At 67.1% G+C, this 18,329-nt stretch carries 16 protein-coding genes; 9 read left to right on the top strand and 7 right to left on the bottom strand.

Annotated features, from left to right (window positions below; all coding sequences use genetic code 11):
* Position 1: 1 nt before the first annotated feature.
* The 5 genes from phnK to phnG are packed head-to-tail and all read right to left on the bottom strand — an operon-like array spanning position 2 to position 3,703.
* Entirely contained in the window at positions 2–775 is a 774-nt protein-coding gene (phnK, locus tag ACY3GB_RS01620; RefSeq protein WP_463087175.1) for a phosphonate C-P lyase system protein PhnK, read from the bottom strand.
* Complete coding sequence (locus ACY3GB_RS01625; RefSeq protein WP_463087176.1) at positions 772–1,614, bottom strand: alpha-D-ribose 1-methylphosphonate 5-phosphate C-P-lyase PhnJ; 843 nt, start codon at positions 1,612–1,614, stop codon at positions 772–774. The genes phnK and ACY3GB_RS01625 overlap by 4 nt, the downstream gene beginning before the upstream one ends.
* On the bottom strand, positions 1,607–2,692 hold the full coding sequence (locus ACY3GB_RS01630; RefSeq protein ID WP_463087177.1) for a carbon-phosphorus lyase complex subunit: 1,086 nt from the start codon (positions 2,690–2,692) through the stop codon (positions 1,607–1,609). The genes ACY3GB_RS01625 and ACY3GB_RS01630 overlap by 8 nt, the downstream gene beginning before the upstream one ends.
* A gap of 1 nt (position 2,693) precedes the next feature.
* Positions 2,694–3,266 carry a phosphonate C-P lyase system protein PhnH gene (gene phnH / locus ACY3GB_RS01635; RefSeq protein ID WP_463087178.1) on the bottom strand — a complete coding sequence of 191 codons (573 nt, stop codon included), beginning with the start codon at positions 3,264–3,266 and terminating at the stop codon, positions 2,694–2,696.
* Positions 3,267–3,268: 2 nt separating this feature from the next.
* Positions 3,269–3,703 (bottom strand): phosphonate C-P lyase system protein PhnG, encoded by a 435-nt coding sequence (gene phnG / locus ACY3GB_RS01640; RefSeq protein ID WP_463087179.1) that lies wholly within the window; start codon positions 3,701–3,703, stop codon positions 3,269–3,271.
* A 150-nt stretch (positions 3,704–3,853) separates the two neighbouring features.
* Between phnG and phnF the strand changes: the two genes are divergently transcribed.
* Genes phnF through phnN form a run of 3 tightly spaced genes read left to right on the top strand, consistent with a single transcriptional unit; the run spans position 3,854 to position 5,818 of the window.
* Complete coding sequence (gene phnF / locus ACY3GB_RS01645; protein WP_463087180.1) at positions 3,854–4,576, top strand: phosphonate metabolism transcriptional regulator PhnF; 723 nt, start codon at positions 3,854–3,856, stop codon at positions 4,574–4,576.
* Positions 4,573–5,271, top strand: a complete 699-nt coding sequence (locus ACY3GB_RS01650; RefSeq protein WP_463087181.1) for a DUF1045 domain-containing protein — start codon at positions 4,573–4,575, stop codon at positions 5,269–5,271. Before phnF ends, ACY3GB_RS01650 begins: the two co-directional genes overlap by 4 nt.
* Positions 5,261–5,818 (top strand): phosphonate metabolism protein/1,5-bisphosphokinase (PRPP-forming) PhnN, encoded by a 558-nt coding sequence (phnN, locus tag ACY3GB_RS01655; protein ID WP_463087182.1) that lies wholly within the window; start codon positions 5,261–5,263, stop codon positions 5,816–5,818. Before ACY3GB_RS01650 ends, phnN begins: the two co-directional genes overlap by 11 nt.
* Here the strand turns inward: phnN and ACY3GB_RS01660 are convergent, their stop codons facing one another.
* The gene (locus ACY3GB_RS01660) at positions 5,819–7,453 is read right to left on the bottom strand and encodes a methyl-accepting chemotaxis protein (protein WP_463087183.1); all 1,635 of its coding nucleotides are present in this window, start codon (positions 7,451–7,453) and stop codon (positions 5,819–5,821) included.
* A gap of 74 nt (positions 7,454–7,527) precedes the next feature.
* Positions 7,528–9,132, bottom strand: a complete 1,605-nt coding sequence (locus ACY3GB_RS01665; RefSeq protein WP_463087184.1) for a diguanylate cyclase domain-containing protein — start codon at positions 9,130–9,132, stop codon at positions 7,528–7,530.
* Positions 9,133–9,492: 360 nt separating this feature from the next.
* Between ACY3GB_RS01665 and ACY3GB_RS01670 the strand changes: the two genes are divergently transcribed.
* From ACY3GB_RS01670 to ACY3GB_RS01695, 6 genes are all read left to right on the top strand, one after another.
* Complete coding sequence (locus ACY3GB_RS01670) at positions 9,493–10,515, top strand: putative 2-aminoethylphosphonate ABC transporter substrate-binding protein (RefSeq protein WP_463087185.1); 1,023 nt, start codon at positions 9,493–9,495, stop codon at positions 10,513–10,515.
* Between the two features lie 74 nt (positions 10,516–10,589).
* Complete coding sequence (locus tag ACY3GB_RS01675) at positions 10,590–11,690, top strand: putative 2-aminoethylphosphonate ABC transporter ATP-binding protein (RefSeq protein WP_463087186.1); 1,101 nt, start codon at positions 10,590–10,592, stop codon at positions 11,688–11,690.
* A complete protein-coding gene (locus tag ACY3GB_RS01680) occupies positions 11,684–13,381 on the top strand; it encodes a putative 2-aminoethylphosphonate ABC transporter permease subunit (protein WP_463087187.1) in 1,698 nt (565 codons plus the stop codon). The genes ACY3GB_RS01675 and ACY3GB_RS01680 overlap by 7 nt, the downstream gene beginning before the upstream one ends.
* Before the next feature lie 174 nt (positions 13,382–13,555).
* Entirely contained in the window at positions 13,556–14,428 is an 873-nt protein-coding gene (locus ACY3GB_RS01685) for a hypothetical protein (RefSeq protein ID WP_463087188.1), read from the top strand.
* A gap of 14 nt (positions 14,429–14,442) precedes the next feature.
* A complete protein-coding gene (locus tag ACY3GB_RS01690; RefSeq protein WP_463087189.1) occupies positions 14,443–14,769 on the top strand; it encodes a hypothetical protein in 327 nt (108 codons plus the stop codon).
* Positions 14,770–14,979: 210 nt separating this feature from the next.
* Positions 14,980–18,216 (top strand): transglycosylase domain-containing protein, encoded by a 3,237-nt coding sequence (locus ACY3GB_RS01695; protein ID WP_463087190.1) that lies wholly within the window; start codon positions 14,980–14,982, stop codon positions 18,214–18,216.
* The last annotated feature ends 113 nt before the right edge of the window (positions 18,217–18,329 follow it).

Consider the following 18,329-nt stretch of genomic DNA (forward strand, 5'->3'; position numbering starts at 1 on the left):
TTCAGGCCTGCAGGATGGAAGACACCAGCAACTGGCTGTACGGGTGTTGCGGGTCGTCGAGGATCTGGTCGGTGAGGCCGGCCTCCACCACGCGGCCCTTCTGCATCACCAGCGTGCGCTGGGCCAGCAGCCGCGCCACGCCCAGATCATGCGTCACCATGATGACGGCGATGCCGGCGTCGCGCACCAGGCGGCGGGTCAGATCGAGAAAGCGCGCCTGAACCGACACGTCCAGGCCGCCGGTGGGCTCGTCCATGAACACCAGCCGCGGCTGCGTCACCAGATTGCGGGCGATCTGCAACCGCTGCTGCATGCCGCCGGAGAAGGCGGACGGCTTGTCGTCCAGTCGCGCGCGGTCTATCTCCACTTTTTCCAGCCAGTCGCCGGCGGTTTGCCGCAGCCGGCCGTAATGGCGTTGGCCCAGCGCCATCAGCCGCTCGCTGACGTTGGCGCCGGCGGAGACGCCCATGCGCAGGCCGTCGCGGGCGTGCTGGGTGACGAAGCCCCATTCGCTGCGCGCCAGCCGACGCCGTTCGGCCTCGGGCAGGCGGGTCAGCTCGTGCGTCGCGCCGTCGCGGTCGGCGAAGCGCACGCTGCCGGCGTCGGCGGCCAGGCGGCCAGCCAGGGTGGACAGCAGCGTCGATTTACCGGAGCCGGATTCGCCGACGATGCACAGCACCTCGCCCGGGTACAGCTCGAAATTGACGTCGAAGCAGCCCTGGCCGTTGCCGTAGTCCTTGCTCAGCCCGCTCACCGTGAGGATGGGCGCCATCATGCTTGTTTCTCCCGCTGGCAATAATCAGTGTCGGAACAAACGAACATCCGGCTGCCGGCGTCGTCGGTGACGATTTCGTCCAGGTAGCTGTCATGCGAACCGCACAGCGCGCAGCCTTGCTCCCAGGTCTGCGCGGTAAACGGATGGTCGTCGAAGGCCAGGCTTTCCACCTTGGTGTAGGGCGGAATCGCGTACAGGCGCTTTTCGCGGCCGGCGCCGAACAGCAGCAAGGCCGGACTCATGTTCAGCTTGGGGTTGTCGAACTTCGGGATCGGCGACGGCGAGGCCAGATACCTGTCGTTCACCATCACCGGGTAGTCGTAGCTGGTGGCGATGTGGCCGAAGCGGGCGATGTCCTCGTACAGCTTGACGTGCATCAGGCCGTATTCCTGGTGCGCGTGCAGCTTGCGCGTCTCCACCTCGCTGGCCTCCAGCGTGCGCAGTGGCTCCGGCTCCGGCACCTGGAAGATCATGATCTGGCCAGGTTTCAGCGGCGTTTCCGGGATGCGGTGGCGGGTCTGGATCAGCGTCGCGTCGCGGGTGGCCGTGGTGGTGGCGACGCCGGCCACGCGGCCGAAGAAGCGGCGGATGTTGACGGCGTTGGTGGTGTCGTCGGCGCCCTGGTCTATGACTTTGAGCACATCGTCGCGGCCGATCACGCTGGCGGTCAGCTGGATGCCGCCGGTGCCCCAGCCGTAGGGCAGCGGCATTTCGCGGCTGCCGAACGGCACCTGGTAGCCGGGAATCGCCACGGCTTTCAAGAGGCCGCGGCGCAGCATGCGCTTGGTGTTTTCGTCGAGGAAGCCAAAGTTGTAGCGATCGTCGCGGGCGTCAGTCATCGGTCTTCTCCTGATCGGCGGCGGCGCGCAGCTGGCGGATCAGCGCCAGCTCGGCCTGGAAGTCCACGTAATGCGGCAGCTTGAGGTGCTGGACGAAGCCGGAGGCTTCGACGTTGTCGCTGTGATAGAGCACGAATTCGCCTTGCTGCGCCGGCGCGTGGGCGGTTTCGCCCAGCTCCTCGGCGCGCAGGCTGCGGTCTACCAGCGCCATCGCCATCGCCTTGCGCTCGGCCTCGCCGAAGCTCAGGCCGTAGCCGCGGGTGAATTGCGGCGGCGCGGTCTTGCTGCCGGCGAACTGGTTGATCATCTGGCACTCGGTCAGCGTGATCTCGCCGATGTCGATCTCGAAGCCCAGCTCCTCCGGGCAGACCGTCACGCTGACTTCGCCCATGCGGATCTCGCCGGCGAAGGGATGGCTCTCGGCATAGCCGCGCTGGGTGGAGTAGGCGAGGCCCAGCAGCCAGCCCTCGTCGCCGCGCGCCAGATTTTGCAGCCGCGCCGGGCGGCCGGCGGGGAACATCAGCGGCTCGCGGGTCAGGTCCACCGGCTCCGGGTCGCCTTCCGGGGGCTGGTCGGCCTCGATCAGGCCCTCGCGGTCCAACAGCTGCAGCACGCCGGGCAGCGCGTCCGGCAGCGGCGCGGCGGCCTGCTCCAGTTCGATCTTTGACGCGGCTGCCGCCAGGCCGAAGTCCAGCAGGCGCTGGGTGTAGTCGGCGGTGGGGCCGAGGATCTGGCCGCCCGGCACATCCTTGAAGGTGCCGGATACGCGGCGGCGCACCCGCATCGCGGCGGTGTTAAGCGGCAGCGTCTGGCCGAAGCGCGGCAAGGTGGTGCGGAAGGCGCGCAGCAGGAACACGGCCTCTATGCTGTCGCCGCTGGCCTGTTTCAGCGCCAGCGCGGCCAGCTCCTCGTCGTACAGCGAGCCTTCCTGCATCACGCGGGCCACGGCCAGGCGCAGCTGCTGGCGGATCTGATCGATGGTCAGCTCCGGCGCGGCCTCGTCGCCGCGGCGCGCGGCGGCCAGCAAGTCCCAGGAGCGGGCGATGGCGGTTTCTCCGCCTTTTACGGCTACATACATCTCAACCCTCCCGGATGTGGACGCTGCGCGGCAGGCCGGCGATGTGGGTGTCGGAAATCAGCACGGCGTCCACGCCTAGCGGGAAGCGGGCGTGGTTGACTTGCCACGCGTGCCAGAAGTCTCGGGGCAGTCCGGCGGCGCTGAAGCGGCGCGGCGCGGCGAAACCGGGGCCGCTGCCTTCCACTTGGTCCGCGCCGAAGCCATCCACCTCGATCAGCAGCGTGGCCGAGCGGTCCGGATATTCTGCGCTGCCGGCTTTCAGGCACATCAGGTCCGGCAGCGGCATGCCGGCGGCGATGACGATGAAGTCGGCTTGTTCCGGCAGCTCGGCCACGCGCATGCCGGTGTGGAAGCGCAAGCTGGCGACGGTGTCGTCCGGCAGCGCCGGCAGCCAGACGCAGACGTCCTGGTCGGCCAGCGTGTAGAGCAGGGCGGCGGTGGAGGCCTTCAGGCCGGGCAGCGCCGGCGGCAATACCGGCAACACGCGCGGCGACAAGGGTTCGGCCATCGCGCTCAATACGGCGCGGAAAGTCTGCTGGGCATCGTCCACCGGGTGGGCAAAAGCGCTGCGCATGGTCATTCCCCCCGCACCATGGTGAAGAATTCGACCTTGCTGGCGGCGGCCTCGCGCGAGCGGGCGGCGCGGCGCTCGGTGAGTTCCCTTTCCAGCGGCGCAATCCACGCCAGCATCAGCTCGCCTTGGCGGGCCGGGTCTTGCAGCAGCGCGTCGGCCTGGGCGATCAGCTCGGCGTGGCGGCCGTCGCCGCCGCGCACCCAGCCGTGGCCGACATGGCCGCCAATCTGGCAGCTGGCGCGGCTGACGCTGATTTCGCCCAGATTGAAGCGGGCGCCGCTGCCGCCGCTGCGTCCTTGCAGCATCATCAGGCCGGTTTCGGCGCGGCGCAGCCAGCGGACATCGGGAGGCAGGGCAGGCGCCAGCAGCCCCTGCAGCCGCGGGAGCGGGCTGTTGGCCAGCGCGGAGAGCCAACGCTGTCGGGTGGAGGTGTCCATCGTGTGCCTCATGGTTCAAGAAAGATTCATATAAACGTATAGACGTATGCATGATAATGGCGGGCATCGAAGGACAAACAGCACGCGGCGATGAAGTTTTTGTGACATTTCCAAGGCGGGCGCAGATGAAAGCCGAAACGGAGGAAGGTGATGATTGAGAGGGGTTCCGGCGTCGCCGTGTGGCGACAGATAGAAGAAACGCTGGCGGCGGATATCGCCGGCGGCGTATTGCAGGCTGGCCAGCAGCTGCCCACCGAGTTGCAGCTGGCGGACCGCTTCGGCGTCAACCGCCACACCATACGCCGCGCGGTGGCCACGCTGGTGGAGCGCGGCCTGCTGCGGGTGGAGCAGGGCCGCGGCACTTTCGTGCAAGACAACGCCATCGACTACGCGATCAGCAAGCGCACGCGCTTCTCGCAGAACATGGCGCGGCAGAATCTCAGCTCGGACATCGACATCCTGAACAGCGACACCGTGCCGGCCAATGCCGAGCTGGCGGAGCTGCTGCAGGTGGCGGCGGGCGATACGCTGTACCGCATCAAGACCCTGAGCAAGGTGGAGGGACGGGTGGTGGATTACGCGACCCTGTTCTTCCCCGCCTCCCGTTTCCCTGGCTTGCCGGAAGCCTATCTGAGGCATCGCTCGGTGACGCGCGCGCTGGCCGAGTGCGGCGTGGCCGATTACACCCGCCGCTTCACCCGCGTTACCGCCCGCTTGCCGGACACGGAAACAGTCGACTACCTGGGCATTCCCAAGAATCGTCCGGTGCTGCACGTGAAGTCGCTGAATGTCGATGCGGCCGGCGCGCCGGTGCAGTACGGCGTCACCTGCTTCAACGGCGACCTGGTGCAACTGGTGATGGAGCAGGAATGACGCGCTACGCCGTGTATTACGCGCCCAAACCCGGCAGCCCGCTGTGGCGCGCCGGTTGCCAGTGGCTGGGCGGCGATGCCGCCAGCGGCAAGGCGCTGGCGCAGCCTGAGATCGACGGCATCGATGCCGGCGTTTTGGCGACGCTGACCCGGGATGCCGCCCGCTATGGCTGGCACGCCACCTTGAAAGCGCCGTTTCTGCTGCGGATCGATGTCCGGGCAGACACGCTGCTGCGGCATGTGGCCGAGTTGGCCGCCACGTTCCGGCCGTTTGCGTTGAGTCTGCAAGTGGATTGGCTGGATCGTTTCCTGGCATTGCGCCCTGGGGGCGCGGTGCCTGAGCTGGACGAGCTGGCCGCGGCCTGCACCGTGGCGCTGGAACCCTTGGCCGACCGAACCGCGCCGCTCAAGGCGCGCGCTGGCCTGGATGCGCGGCAGCAAGCGCTGCATCGGCGTTGGGGCTATCCCTATGTGTTCGAACAGTTTCGCTTCCACATGACGCTATCGGATGCGCTGCCCAAGGAATCGCCGCAGGCCAAGGCCTTGGAGCAGGGCGCGCGCCGCCATTTCGCCGACGTTTTGCACGCGCTCGCAGTCGATGGCGTCGCTGTGTTTGTTGAGCGCGAGCAGGGCGGCCCCTTCCATTATCTGGCTTACTGCGGTTTTGACGGCGAGGTGATGCGTTATGGCGGTTGAATCGGGGAGGCTGTGGTATGTGATCGGTCCGTCCGGCGCCGGCAAGGACAGCCTGCTGTCTTATGCGCGACAGCATCTGCCGCCAGGCGCGGGCGTGATGTTCGCCCACCGCTATATCACCCGGCCGGCTGATGCCGGCGGCGAGAACCACGTGGCGCTGAGCGCGGAAGAGTTCGCTGCCCGCGAGGCGAGAGGCTGTTTCGCCTTGTGCTGGCGGCGGCACGGCCTGGCTTATGGATTGGGCGTGGAGGTAGCGATGTGGCTGGCGCAGGGCTTGGACGTGGTGGTGAACGGTTCGCGTTCGATGCTGCCGCTGGCGGCTGGCTGTTTTCCCACGTTGCGTCCGCTGTGGATCACCGCCAGTCCTGACGTGTTGGCGGCGCGCTTGGCCGCGCGCGGCCGGGAGTCGGTCGAGGAAATCGCCCGCCGGCTGGTGGAGGCGGGCAGCTTTGCGCCGCCGCCCGCGTGCGAGGTGCTGTGGAACGACGGCCAGCTGGCCGAGGCCGGCGAGTGTTTGCTGGCCCTGCTGGCGCGCCAGCCGGTCTGATCAGCTGTCCACTACGAAGCGCCGAATCTGCGTTTGCAACGCGGCGCTGACCTCCTGCAGCCGGCCGCTGCTGAGACTGGCATCCTGGCTGGCTTTGAGGCTTTCGTCGGCGGAGCGGGCGATTTTCGACACGCTGCCGGCGATGGCCTGGCTTTCCCGCACTTGTTGCTCGATATCGACGGCCAGCCGGTCCAGCTCGCCCACCGTGGCGGTGGCGCCGCGTTTCAGCTCGGTTAGCGGCTCGACGATCTCGCTGATCAGCGCCACGCCGCGCGCCATTTCGCGATGCCCTTGTTGGATGCGCGCCATCGCTTCGGACGTCTGGCTGTCCATCGCGGCGATCACATGATTGATTTCACGCGTGGCCTGGGCGGTGCGCCCGGCCAGATTGCGCACCTCGTCCGCCACCACGGCGAAGCCGCGGCCCATTTCTCCGGCGCGGGCGGCCTCGATGGCGGCGTTCAGCGCCAGCATATTGGTTTGCTCGGCGATGTCGGTGACCGACTCAATCATGCCGTGCATCGAATTGGCGCGCTGGCGCAGCGTATCCACCGATTCAGCGCTGCCCTGGATCTGTTCGGCGATCAGGCCAATCTCGCGCGAGGCGGTTTCGATCAGGCTTTGTCCTCGGTCCGCCAGTTCGGCGGCGTTCCTGGCCTGGCGCCTGGCTTGATCGGCGGTGGCGGCGGCGTGGTCCAGCTTGGCGGCGAAGTCGCCGACCACGCCGTTGATCTGATGGATTTCCGCCTGCTGGCGTTCTACGCCGCCGGCCACTTCCGCGGCGCTGCCGCGCGTGGAGGAGGCGGTATCCGCCACCACGTCGGCCGAGGTGCGCAGCTCGCGCACCAGGGTGGCCAGTTCCGCCTGCATGCGACCCATGCGACGCAGCATTTGCGCCGTTTCGTCGTTGCCGGCGGCATGGACTTCGCTGCGCAGATCGCCCTGGGCCATCAAGCCCAATACCGCCACGCTGTGCTCCAGCGGCTGGGTAATGCTGCGGGTGACGCCCCAGGCGAGCAGCAATCCAGCCAGCGCGGCCGCGACGCAGCACCCCAGCAGCAAGCCGCGGGTGGCGCCCATCAGCGACAGCACATCGGCCATTTCCGCGTTCATGTGGCTTTGCTGGACTGCCGCCAGATCAGCGGTGGCGCTGAGCAGCGCCTGCAGCGCAGGCCGTGTCTGGCTGTCGTATTGCTTGGCCAGGGCCGCCGGGTCGTTGGCTTCGACCAAATCCACGGTAGCGCCGAAGGCCTTGACGTAGGCGGCGCGCAGATCGGCCAGCTTTTGCAGCGCGCCAGCCTGCTCCGCGCTCCATGGCAGCGCTTTCAGCCTTTGCAGCACATCGTTGCTCTTGCGGTTGGCGTTGTCCATCGCCGCGTACAGCGGCACGCGCTGCGCTTGCTCCGGAGTGGACACAATCTGCAATAGCAGCAGGGCGGCGCTTTGCGAGTAGCGGTCCAGATCCGCCGCCGCCTGCTGTTTGCTGGCATCCTCGCTGACGATGACGCGGGTGGCCTGTTCGATGCGGGCCAGCCCGGCCCACACGCTGGCGGCGATTGCCAGCAGGAAAGCCAGCAGCACCATGAAGGAGACGGTAAGTCTGGGTCCTACCTTGATTGTTTGCAGTAGCCTCATGACAGAGATCTCGCGGATTGCAAAACGATTGGTCGGGATGACGTCTGGAATATGACGGCGGTTGCGCCTGATGCTTAAAGGTGGATGGTGGCGCTGCCGCTGCTGCCGGTTTTCTTGACGCGGTACATCGCCTGGTCTGCCGCCTGCAGCAGGCTGTCCGGATTGCTGTAGCCGTCGCCGATGGCGATGCCGATGGAGATGCCCAAGTGACAAGAGGTGCCCGAGACCAGAAAGGGCGAGTCGAAGGCTTCCAGGCATTTGCCGGCCACGGTGTGGGCGATATCCTCGGCCTTGTCGTCCAGGTCGCTCAACAGCAGCACGAATTCGTCCCCGCCTATCCGGGCCAGGGTGTCGCTCTGCCGCACGGTGCCTGCCAGGCGCTGCGCCGCCTGCCACAGCACCTTGTCGCCGGCCTTGTGGCCCAGGGTGTCGTTGATCATCTTGAAGTTGTCCAGGTCCATGAACAGCAGCGCCAGCCGGGTCTCCCGGCGCTGGGCCTGCGCCAGCGCCACGTGCAGCCGGTCGGACAGCAGCAAGCGGTTGGGCAGGCCGGTCAGCGGGTCGTGGTGGGCCATCTGCGCCAGCTCCGTCTGCTTTTCTTCCAGCTTGCGCAGCAGGCGGTTGAAAGAGGCGATCAGATAGCCGACTTCATCCTTGCGATGTATCGGCAAGGGCTCCAGCGGCAACTCGCCCCGCGTCATGCGGTCGGCGTGGCGGGCGGCGCGGAACAGCGGGCGCAGCACGATGTACATGCCGCCGCAGGCCAGCAGCGAGAACACGACGAAGGCGATCAGCGCCTGGCGCAGCGTGAAGCTCTGCACCCGGGCCACGGTGGCGAAGGCGTCCCGGCCGGGCAGCTTGGCGACGACCAGCCAGCCGGTGCTGGGCACTTGCACGATGGCGCGGACTTCCTCCTCTCCCTGCGGCGTGGCCGCCACCGCCGCGCCGCGATAGCCGGCCATCGCCTTGTCGTGCATCGGGTCGCGCCCCGGCTCCGGCGTCGGCTGCAGCGTCAGCTCGCTTTGAGAGGCGGTGATGATCTGATGGTCGCGCGGGGAAATCAGCAGGAAGCTGTCGCGGTGGTCGCCGATCCGGGACTCCTGCAGCAAGTCGAGGAAACCCGGCGCGGCGATGGCGGTGACGCCGACCAGCACCGCCTGCACTTCGCCGCCCACCTGCACCGGCGCCGACATCGGCAGCACCGGCACGCCCGAGTTGCGGCCGGTGATCGCCTTGCCGATGTAGAACCGGCCTTGCAGGGATTGCCGGATGTAGTCGCGGTCGCCGTAGTTGACCTGCATCCGGTGCGGCACTTCCGGGTAATCGGCTATCGAGCGGCCGTCCGGCCGCACCACGAACAAGCCGATGGAGAATAGCGGCTGGTACTGGTAACGCTCCTTCAGCCAGGCGCGCAGGGCGTCTGGCTGGTCCAGCAGCTCGGGAGGCAGCGCGGTGGCCAGGCGGGACAGCAAGGCCTTGCGCTGCTTGATCTTGTCGTCGATGTCGTGGGCGACGTAGCCGGCCAGCGCCAGTTGCTGCTCGGATACGACCTGGCCCAGATCCTGCCGCAGAAACGAGCTCAGCGCGTAGTAACGCGACAGCACGCCGAAGATCATGATCGCCAGGGATAGCGCCAGCAGGCGGATGATGATGCTGTCCGACAGGCGTCTCGACTTCATGTCTGCTTCGCTCCGTTAGCTCGGATTTCGCCCGGACTCAGGCCGCCGTTTTCATCGCGCGTAGTCAACCATCGCTCCCTCTCGCGGAAACCGAGCGAAGCGCGGTTTCCTGAGAGCGGGAAATTTGTCGCGCCGTATGGCTGTGCGGGGTTGTATTCATCTGTCGTCGCCTGTGTCCTGCCTTCACTATAGATAAGAGCCGCGGGGCTTTCCGTCCGCATAGGTCTAGCGCGGCAAGACAAGCTTCATGCTGGATTCACCGCCCTGTCATCGCCGGCGCTTATCGTTGCGCTGTTTTGTTTCAATCAGTCCGATGTGTAGATAAATTTGTCTATACGTCTAACCCTAGGAGCATTGTCGATGAAAAAGCAGATGGCTGTCGCGGCCGCCCTGGCCGTATCCGGGCTGCTGTCCCCGCTGGCGCTGGGCAAGACCACGCTGACCGTCTACTCCGCGTTGGAAGCGGACCAGGTGAAGGATTACAAGGAGGCGTTCGAGAAGGCCAATCCGGACATCGACATCCGCTGGGTGCGCGAATCCACAGGCGTGATCACCGCGCGGCTGCTGTCGGAGAAAAACCATCCCCAAGCCGACGCGGTTTGGGGCCTGGCGGCCACCAGCCTGATGATCCTGGACCAGCAGGGCATGCTGCAGGCCTATGCGCCCAAGGGCGTGGAGAAGCTGAGCCCGCAGTTCGTCGACAAGGCCAAACCGCCGAAATGGACGGGCATGGATGTATGGGCCGCCGCCATCTGCTTCAACACGGTGGAAGCGGCGAAAAAGAATCTGCCCAAGCCGGAGAGCTGGGCCGATTTGACCAAACCTGTCTACAAGGGCCAGATCGTGATGCCGCATCCGGCCTCGTCCGGCACCGGCTATTTGGATGTGTCCGCCTGGCTGCAGACCTTGGGGGAGAAGAAGGGCTGGGACTACATGGACAGGCTGCACGCCAATATGGCGCAGTACGTCCATTCCGGCTCCAAGCCGTGCAAGATGGCCGCCGCCGGCGAGTATCCTATCGGCATTTCCTTCGAATATCGCGGCGCGCAGCTGAAGGAGAAGGGCGCGCCGATCGACCTGATCTATCCGAAGGAAGGCTTGGGCTGGGATCTGGAAGCCACCGCCATCATCAAGGGCACCAAGAACCTGGAAGCCGCCAGGAAGCTGGCCGACTTTTCGGTGAGCCTGCCGGCGATGAAGCTGTACGAGCAGAACTACGCGGTGCTGGCGATGCCGGGCGTGGCCAAGCAGAACCCCTTCATCCCGGTCGACTACTCGCAGCGGCTGTCCAAGAACAACTTCGGCTGGGCCGCGAAGAACCGCGACGCCATCCTGAAGGAATGGTCGCGCCGCTATGAAAGCAAGGCCGCGCCGAAGGAGTGAACTGCCGCCCCGCAGCCGCCCCCATGCCGGGGGCGGCTTGTTTCACGCATTGTCTCAGCTTACTGGAGCACCCGATGAAACCGGTCGATAGCCTGTCCGGCTTGTCCGAGCATTTATCCGTTCATGCGCTCAGCCGCCGTTTCGGCGCCTTCACCGCTTTGGATCAAGCCTCGCTTTCCATCCGCAAGGGCGAGTTTGTCTGTCTGCTTGGCCCCTCGGGCTGCGGCAAGACCACGCTGCTGCGGCTGATCGCCGGGCTGGACCAGCCGGACGCCGGCGCGATCCGCCTGTCCGGCCGCGACATCACCCGCGCGGCGCCGGCCAAGCGCGACTACGGCATCGTGTTCCAGAGTTATGCGCTGTTTCCCAATCTGACCGTGGCCGACAACATCGCCTACGGCCTGACGCCGCGCCGCGACAAGGCCGGCCATGCCCGCCGCGTGCGCGAGCTGCTGGATATCGTCGGCCTGCCGGGCTCGGAAGGCAAATACCCGTCGCAGCTGTCCGGCGGCCAGCAGCAGCGGGTGGCGCTGGCGCGCGCGCTGGCCACCTCGCCGGGCCTGTTGCTGCTGGACGAGCCGTTGTCGGCGTTGGACGCGCGGGTGCGCGACAAGCTGCGCGAGGAGCTGAAGGGCCTGCAGCGGCGGCTGGGCGTCACCACGCTGATGGTCACCCACGATCAGGAAGAGGCCTTGTCCATCGCCGACCGGGTGGTGGTGATGAATGCCGGGCGGATCGAGCAGACGGGTACGCCGGCCGAGATCTACCGCAGCCCGGCCAGCCGCTTCGTCGCCGAATTCGTCGGCGACGCCAACTGGCTGCCGGCCGAGCGCCGTGGCGGCCGGGAGGCGGCGGTCGGCGGCTGCGTGCTGAGCCTGACGCGGGATCTGCCCGATGCCGCGGCCTTGACGCTGTTCATCCGGCCGGAAGACATCATCGTCAAGCCGCGCTGGGAACCGGCGGCCAATACCTTGCTGGCGCGGGTGGAGGATGTGTCCTTCGGCGGCGCGATGACGCGGCTGCGCTTGCGCCCCGAAGGCATGCCCGGCCTGATTCTGCGCGCCGAAGTATGCCCGTCGATGCTGAACCGCCAGCCGCTGCTGCCGGGCGAGATCGTGCCAGTGGAGCTGCCGGCCGCGCAGCTGCGCGCCTATTCGGGAGAAGCGGCATGCTGAGCCTGGCGAGACGATGGCTGCCCGCCGCCCTGCGCGTGGATGGCGAACGCCTGGCCGGCGCCGTCCTGGCCTGGACGCTGCTGGGATGCCTGGCGCTGGCGCTGGGCCTGCCGCTGTTGTTCATCCTCGGCAAATCGGTGCTGACCATGGACGGCGGTTTCGCCGGACTCGACAATTTCGCCGAGGTGCTGGCTTCGCCCGGCCTGATGCGCGCCGCCGGCAACAGCTTGCTGCTGGCCTTGACGGTGTCGGCGCTGGTGGTGCCGTCGGCTTTCGTTTTCGCCTGGGCGCTATGCCGCAGCCGCGCGCCGGGCAGGGGGATGTTCCGCCAGATCGCGCTGCTGCCGCTATTGGCGCCGTCGCTGCTGCCGGCCATCTCGCTGGTTTACCTGTTCGGCAACCAGGGCCTGTTGAAAGGCTGGCTGGACGGCGGGTCTATCTACGGTTTCTGGGGCATAGTCGCCGGCGAGGCGTTCTATGCCTTTCCCTATGCCTTCATGCTGCTTTTCACCTCGCTGTCTGTCGCCGACGCCCGCTTGTACGAGGCGGCGCGGGCGATGGGCGCCGGCGCCTGGCGGCGCTTCGCCACCATCACGCTGCCCGGCGCGCGCTACGGCCTGGCGTCGTCGGCGCTGCTGGTGTTCACGTTGGTGCTCACCGATTTCGGCGTGCCGAAGGTGGTGGGGGGCGACTGCAATGTGCTGGCGGTCGAGGCGTTCAAGCAGGTGGTGGGCCAGCAGAACTTCCCGCGCGGCGCGGTGGTGGGGCTGATGCTGCTGTTGCCGGCGGTGCTGTCCTGTTTCATCGAGCGCGCGATGTCGCGCCGCCAGCGCGCGGCCATGTCGGCGCGGTCGACGCCGTTTTCGCCGTCCAGGACCCCGGCGCGGGACGCGGCCTCGCTCGTCATGCTGGCGATCATGGCCATGCCGTTGCTGGCGCTGATGGGCGTCGGCGTGGCGGCTTCCTTCATCAAGTATTGGCCGTACGACCTCAGCCTGACGCTGGCCCACTACCGTTTCGACCAAGTGGACGGCGGCGGCTGGGGCGCGTATTTCAACAGCCTGGAAATGGCCGCCGCCACCGCGCTGATCGGCGTGGCGCTGGCATTTCTGGGCGCCTACTGCTGCGAGAAGCTGCCGGCGGCGCCATTGGCGAGAGGCGCGCTGCGGCTGTTGGCGATGCTGCCGATGGCGGTGCCCGGCCTGGTGCTGGGCCTGGGCTACGTGTTCTTCTTCAACCACCCCGACAATCCGCTCAACGGCTTGTATGGCGGCCTGGCGCTGATGACGGCCTGCACCGTCGTCCACTTCTACACCACCGCCCATCTGACCATCGCCACCGCGCTCAAGCAGATGGACGGCGAGTTCGAAGCGGTGGCCGCCGCGCTGAAGGTGCCGTTCTGGATCACGCTGCGCCGGGTGACGCTGCCGGTTTGCCTGCCGGCGCTGCTGGACGTGTCGCGCTTCCTGTTCGTGTCGGCGATGACCACGCTGTCGGCGCTGGTGTTCATCGCCGGGCCGGAGCGCAGCCTGGCGGCGGTGGCCATCGTGACCATGGACGATGCCGGCGACACCGCCGCCGCCGCCGCGATGGCGACGCTGATCGTGCTCAGTTCGGCGCTGGCCTCGCTGGCGGCGTCGCTGCTGGCGCGTCGGCTGGCGGTGCGCGGCCAGCCGTGGCGTCCGCGCTGACGGTTCACGCCGGCATGGCGCTGGCGTTCATGGGCAAGAGGGGGATACGGCGTATTACTTAAGCGGCCGGCTATCGCTTTGCCTTGGTTTGATGGCGGACTATATCTGGAAGACATGTCATCGCCGGCCCCGCCAGGCGGTCCGGGCCGTCATCGTCCATCGCGGAGTCGCGCCATGTCCACTCCTTCATTCCTGTTGCCCGCCGCGTTGCTTCTGGCGCTGCTCGCCGGCTGCGCCGGCAGCGTCGACAGCGGAAAATTCATCGCCTTGAGAGACGCCGCCGTCCAGGTGAACCGCGGCGCCCAGGCGAGCTTCGATCAATTGCAGCGCGACGCGCGCGACAGCGCCGTGCTTGGCTACCCGGATCGCAAGGTGGGCGCGCAGGGCTTCCCGCTGGTGAACGCGCAGGGCGAAAGCTACGACCTGAGCGCGCCGCTGTCCCGGGTGACGGCGGCGCTGGACGCGCTCAGCTGCTACTCGGAAGCGCTGGCCAAGCTGGCGGGCGGCGGCAAGATGGAGGACATAGACCGCGCGTCGCAGGATTTGGCGGCCAGCCTGCGAGGCCTCCCGGCCGGGACGCTGGACGCCCAGGCGGCGAACGGCGTCGCCGTCGCGGTGGACGCCTTGGGCCAGGCCATGCTCGCGGCCCAGCGCCGCGAGGGCTTGCGCCGCGTGATGGACCGCGCCCAGCCCGGGTTGGACGCGCTGGCGCAGATGATGGGGCGGGTCGACGAGGATTTGAAGCTCTATGTGCTCGATATCCGCTTGCGCTATCTGGGGCTGGTCAACCGCGACGGCGTGCGCCCGCCTTATCACAGCTGGGAGCGTTATCGCTTCGACCAGAAGGTCGCCGCGCAGCTGGCCGGCTACGACAGGCTGGAGCAGGCGCTGGATTCCACCGACAAGGCGGTGCGGGACTTTCCGGAGCTGCATCGCCAGCTGCGCGCCAGCCTGGATCAGCCAGGCAAGCCGCTTGACCGCCTGCATGATTTCATCGCGGAGGCGCGGCGCCTGCGGGCGCTGTACCGCGACCTGCCGAATAGTTGACGAGGAGGCAAACCATGGACAGTCATGATCTGGCCGAGCTGCTGACCGGCTTGGCGTCGCGCCTGAACAACCTGATGGTGGACACCTCGGGCGTCGTCAGCCGCCAGTGTTCCGATTTGCAGGAACAACTGACCGGCCAGGCCTTGGCCGCCATCGCCAGAGATCTGGACCATACCACCGCCCAGTACGCCGCCGCCGTCAACGCCTTGACCGAGGCGACGCAGGAAGCCGACGCGGCCGCCGCGGCGCTGGATCAGACCGCGGGTTCGATCGAGGCTGTGGCCAAGGTGGTGAAGTTCGCCGGCCAGGCGTCCGCGCTGGCGGCGGGGGTGCTGGCCTGAGCCGAAGGGCCGCGGGGGGCGAAGAGGACGGGCGTCGGCGCTGGGGAATTGTGAGTAGAGTTGTCCCGGGCTTGTAAAGCCGTAAGGCTGTCCGATAGTGAGATAAAGCCTGTCTGGCGCGAGATATCCGAGAGGATGCCGCCCGGGGGCGGAGCGGCGGCGACATTCTCCAGTTCCTGCTAAGGGGGCGGCCCTGAGGGCCGACTGATCATGATAGACACTTCGGAAGCCAAACTCGGATTGGGCAAGGGCAAACCGTCTTCTTCCGTTTGGTGGGCGCTGGCCGGCCTTGGCATCGCATTGTTCGGCCTGGGCGCCTCGCTGCTGCTGAACGAGATCCACACATCCCACTTCCAGTCGATGTTCTTCAGCCGCGCCGGCCGCCACGCCACCTTCGCGGTGGAGCAGGGGCCGAGCAAGGAAATGCGCTTTCCCTCTCCCGGCGGCCCCTACGACCAGCGCATGGGCTATGTCGAACTGCCGCGCTTCCTGCAGCGGCTGGGACAGCGCGGCTACGCGATTGACGCGCAGGCCAGGCAGTCTCCCGATTTGATCAAGCTGACCGACCAAGGCGTCACCGGCCCGTTGCTGCCGCTGGGCCTGTTCCCGCCGTACCGCGAGAAGGATCAGGCCGGGCTGCTGGTGCGTGACGGCTACGGCAGGCCCATTTACCAGGCGCAGTATCCGCAGCGGATATACGGCACGTTTGAATCGCTGCCGCGGCTGCTGGTGGCCGGCCTGCTGTACATCGAAAACCACACCCTGCTGGATGAGAGCAATCCGCAGCAGAACCCGGCCATCGAGTGGTCGCGCTTCGGCAAGGCGCTGGCCGACGAGAGCCTGCACCTGTTCCGTCCCGGCTACCATTCGGCCGGCGCCAGCACCCTGGCCACCCAGATCGAGAAGTTCCGCCATTCCCCCGGCGGCCGTACCGGCTCGCCCAAGGAAAAGCTGCGCCAGATGCTGTCGGCCTCGGTGCGGGCTTACCGCAACGGCGAAGACACTACCGCCTTCCGCCGCCAGCTGGTGGTGGAGTATCTGAACACGGTGCCGCTGGCGGCGCGCGCCGGTTTCGGCGAGATATCCGGCATCGGCGACGGCATGTGGGCCTGGTATGGCCGCTCCTTCGACGAGATGAACCGCACGCTGGACAACGACTCTCCGCTGACGGTGGACGAGCAGGCCACCGTGTTCAAGGAGGCGTTCAGCCTGATGATTTCCCAGCGTGGCCCATCCGCTTACCTGAATGGCGACATGAAGGTGCTGGAAGACCTGACCAATTCTTATCTGAGGCTGATGGCGCGCGACAAGGTGATTTCGCAGGAGCTGTGCGACGCGGCGCTGAAGGTGTCGCTGCGGCAGCAGAAGGAAAAAGTGAATCCGGCGGTCAAGTCGCTGGTGGAGCGCAAGGGCGCCAACGCGGTGCGGATCAAGCTGGCCGGCATGCTTGGCATGCCCAGGCTGTACGATCTGGACCATGTCGACGTCGAGGTCCACAGCACGCTGGATTCGCAGCTGCAGCAGTCGGTCACCGACCACCTGATGAAGCTGCGCGACCCCGAGTACGCCAAGTCGGTGGGTCTGGGCGACAAGTTCCTGCTGCAGCAGGGCTCGCCGGAGGGCGTGACCTACAGCTTCACGCTGATCGAACGCACGCCGTTCGGCAACAAGGTCAGGGTGCAGGCCGACAATTTCGACCAGCCTTTCGACATCAACGAGGGCACCAAGCTGGACCTGGGCTCCACCTCCAAGCTGCGCACGCTGGTCACCTACCTGGAAGTGATCGCCGATCTGCACCGGCAATACGCGAGCCTGAGCCGCGAGGAACTCGGCAAGATCAAGTCGGGCGAGCATGAGCCGGTGCTGCGGCGCTGGGCGATAGACTACCTGCGCCAGAGCGACGACCGCAGCCTGCCCGCGATGCTGGCCGCCTCCCTGGAGCGCAAGTACAGCGCCAGCCCGGGAGAGAGCTTCTTCACCGGCGGCGGGCGCCACACCTTCGAGAACTTCGACAAGAACGACAACGGCCGCATCCTGACCCTGCGCGAGGCGACCCAGCGCTCGGTGAACCTGGTCTATATCCGGGTGATGCGCGACATCGTCCGCTACTACATGTACCCGGCCGGCTACGACGACACCCTGATGGGCGACAAGGAGGACCCGCGCCGGCGCGAATACCTGCAGCGCTTTGCCGACAAGGAAGGCAAGACCTTCATGGCCGGCTTCTATCACAAGTACCGCGGCAAAACCGTGGACCAGATCGACGCGCTGCTGGTGGAAAAGGCGCGGCGCAGTCCCAAGCGGCTGGCGGTGATCTTCCGCAGCATCCGCCCGACGGAAGGCCAGCAGGCGATGGCGGCCTTCATCGCCAAGCACGCCAATCCGCCGGCCAAGCTGGAGCCCGCGACGCTGGCCAAGCTGTACGACGAGCTGGGTCCGGACCGCTTCAATCTGGCCGACCGCGGCTACCTGGCCGGCGTCCATCCGCTGGAGCTGTGGATGGTCGCCTATCTGCACGCGCATCCCGACGCGGGCTGGAGCGAGATGGTCCAGGCCAGCGCCGCCCAGCGCCAGGAAGTGTACCAGTGGCTGTTCAACAGCAAGCACAAGGGCGGCCAGGACAACCGCATCCGCCAGATCCAGGAAACCGACGCTTTCCGCAAGATACACGCGGCGTGGAAGCGTATGGGCTATCCCTTCGACTCCCTGGTGCCGTCGTACGCCACCGCGCTGGGCGCTTCGGCCGACCGGCCGGCGGCCCTGGCCGAGCTGATGGGCATCCTGTCCAATGACGGCGTGCGCCTGCCCACCGTCTACATCGACAAGATGCGTTTCGCCGAGGCCACGCCGTACGAGACTTCGCTGGCGCAGGCGCCGACGCGCGGGGTGAGGGTGCTGCCGCCCGAGATTCCGCAACTGGTGCGCCAAGTGCTGTCCGAAGTGGTGGACAAGGGCACCGCCCACCGGGTGGCCGGTTCCTTCGACCGCAAGAAGGGCGAACACACGCTGATAGGCGGCAAGACCGGCACCGGCGACAACCGCTTCAAGACCTTCTCGCGCGGCGGCGGCTTGACCTCGGCGCGGGTGGTCAGCCGCTCCGGCGCCTTCGTGTTCTATATCGGCGACCATTACTTCGGCACCATCGTCGCCTACGTGGCGGGACCCAAGGCGGCCGATTACCGGTTCACCAGCGCCTTGCCGGTGCAGGTGCTGAAAGTGCTGGCGCCGACCTTGCTGCCGCGCCTGGACTACACCCCGCTCGAAACCAGCCGCGGCGCGGACAGCGTGGCGGAAGGAACGCCGGACGCCGGGCTGCCGCCGGGCACCCCTTTGTGCCTGGTGCCCAGCATGGGCGGCATGTGCCAGCTGCTTCAGCAGCCGGAAATGAAGCCGGGCCCGCCGGCGAGCCAGGATGAAGCCAGGCGGGGAGGCCGCGGGCTTGCGTGACGGCGGCGCAAATGATAAGTTAGGCGAACTATATCCGCCGTCAGGCGCAAGCCTGCGGCCGTAAGCGTTTACGTCAAGCAACGCACCCTAGCCACCCGGCCGTGGCGCGGTGC

The sequence above is a fragment of the Chromobacterium sp. Ag138 genome (assembly GCF_055181315.1).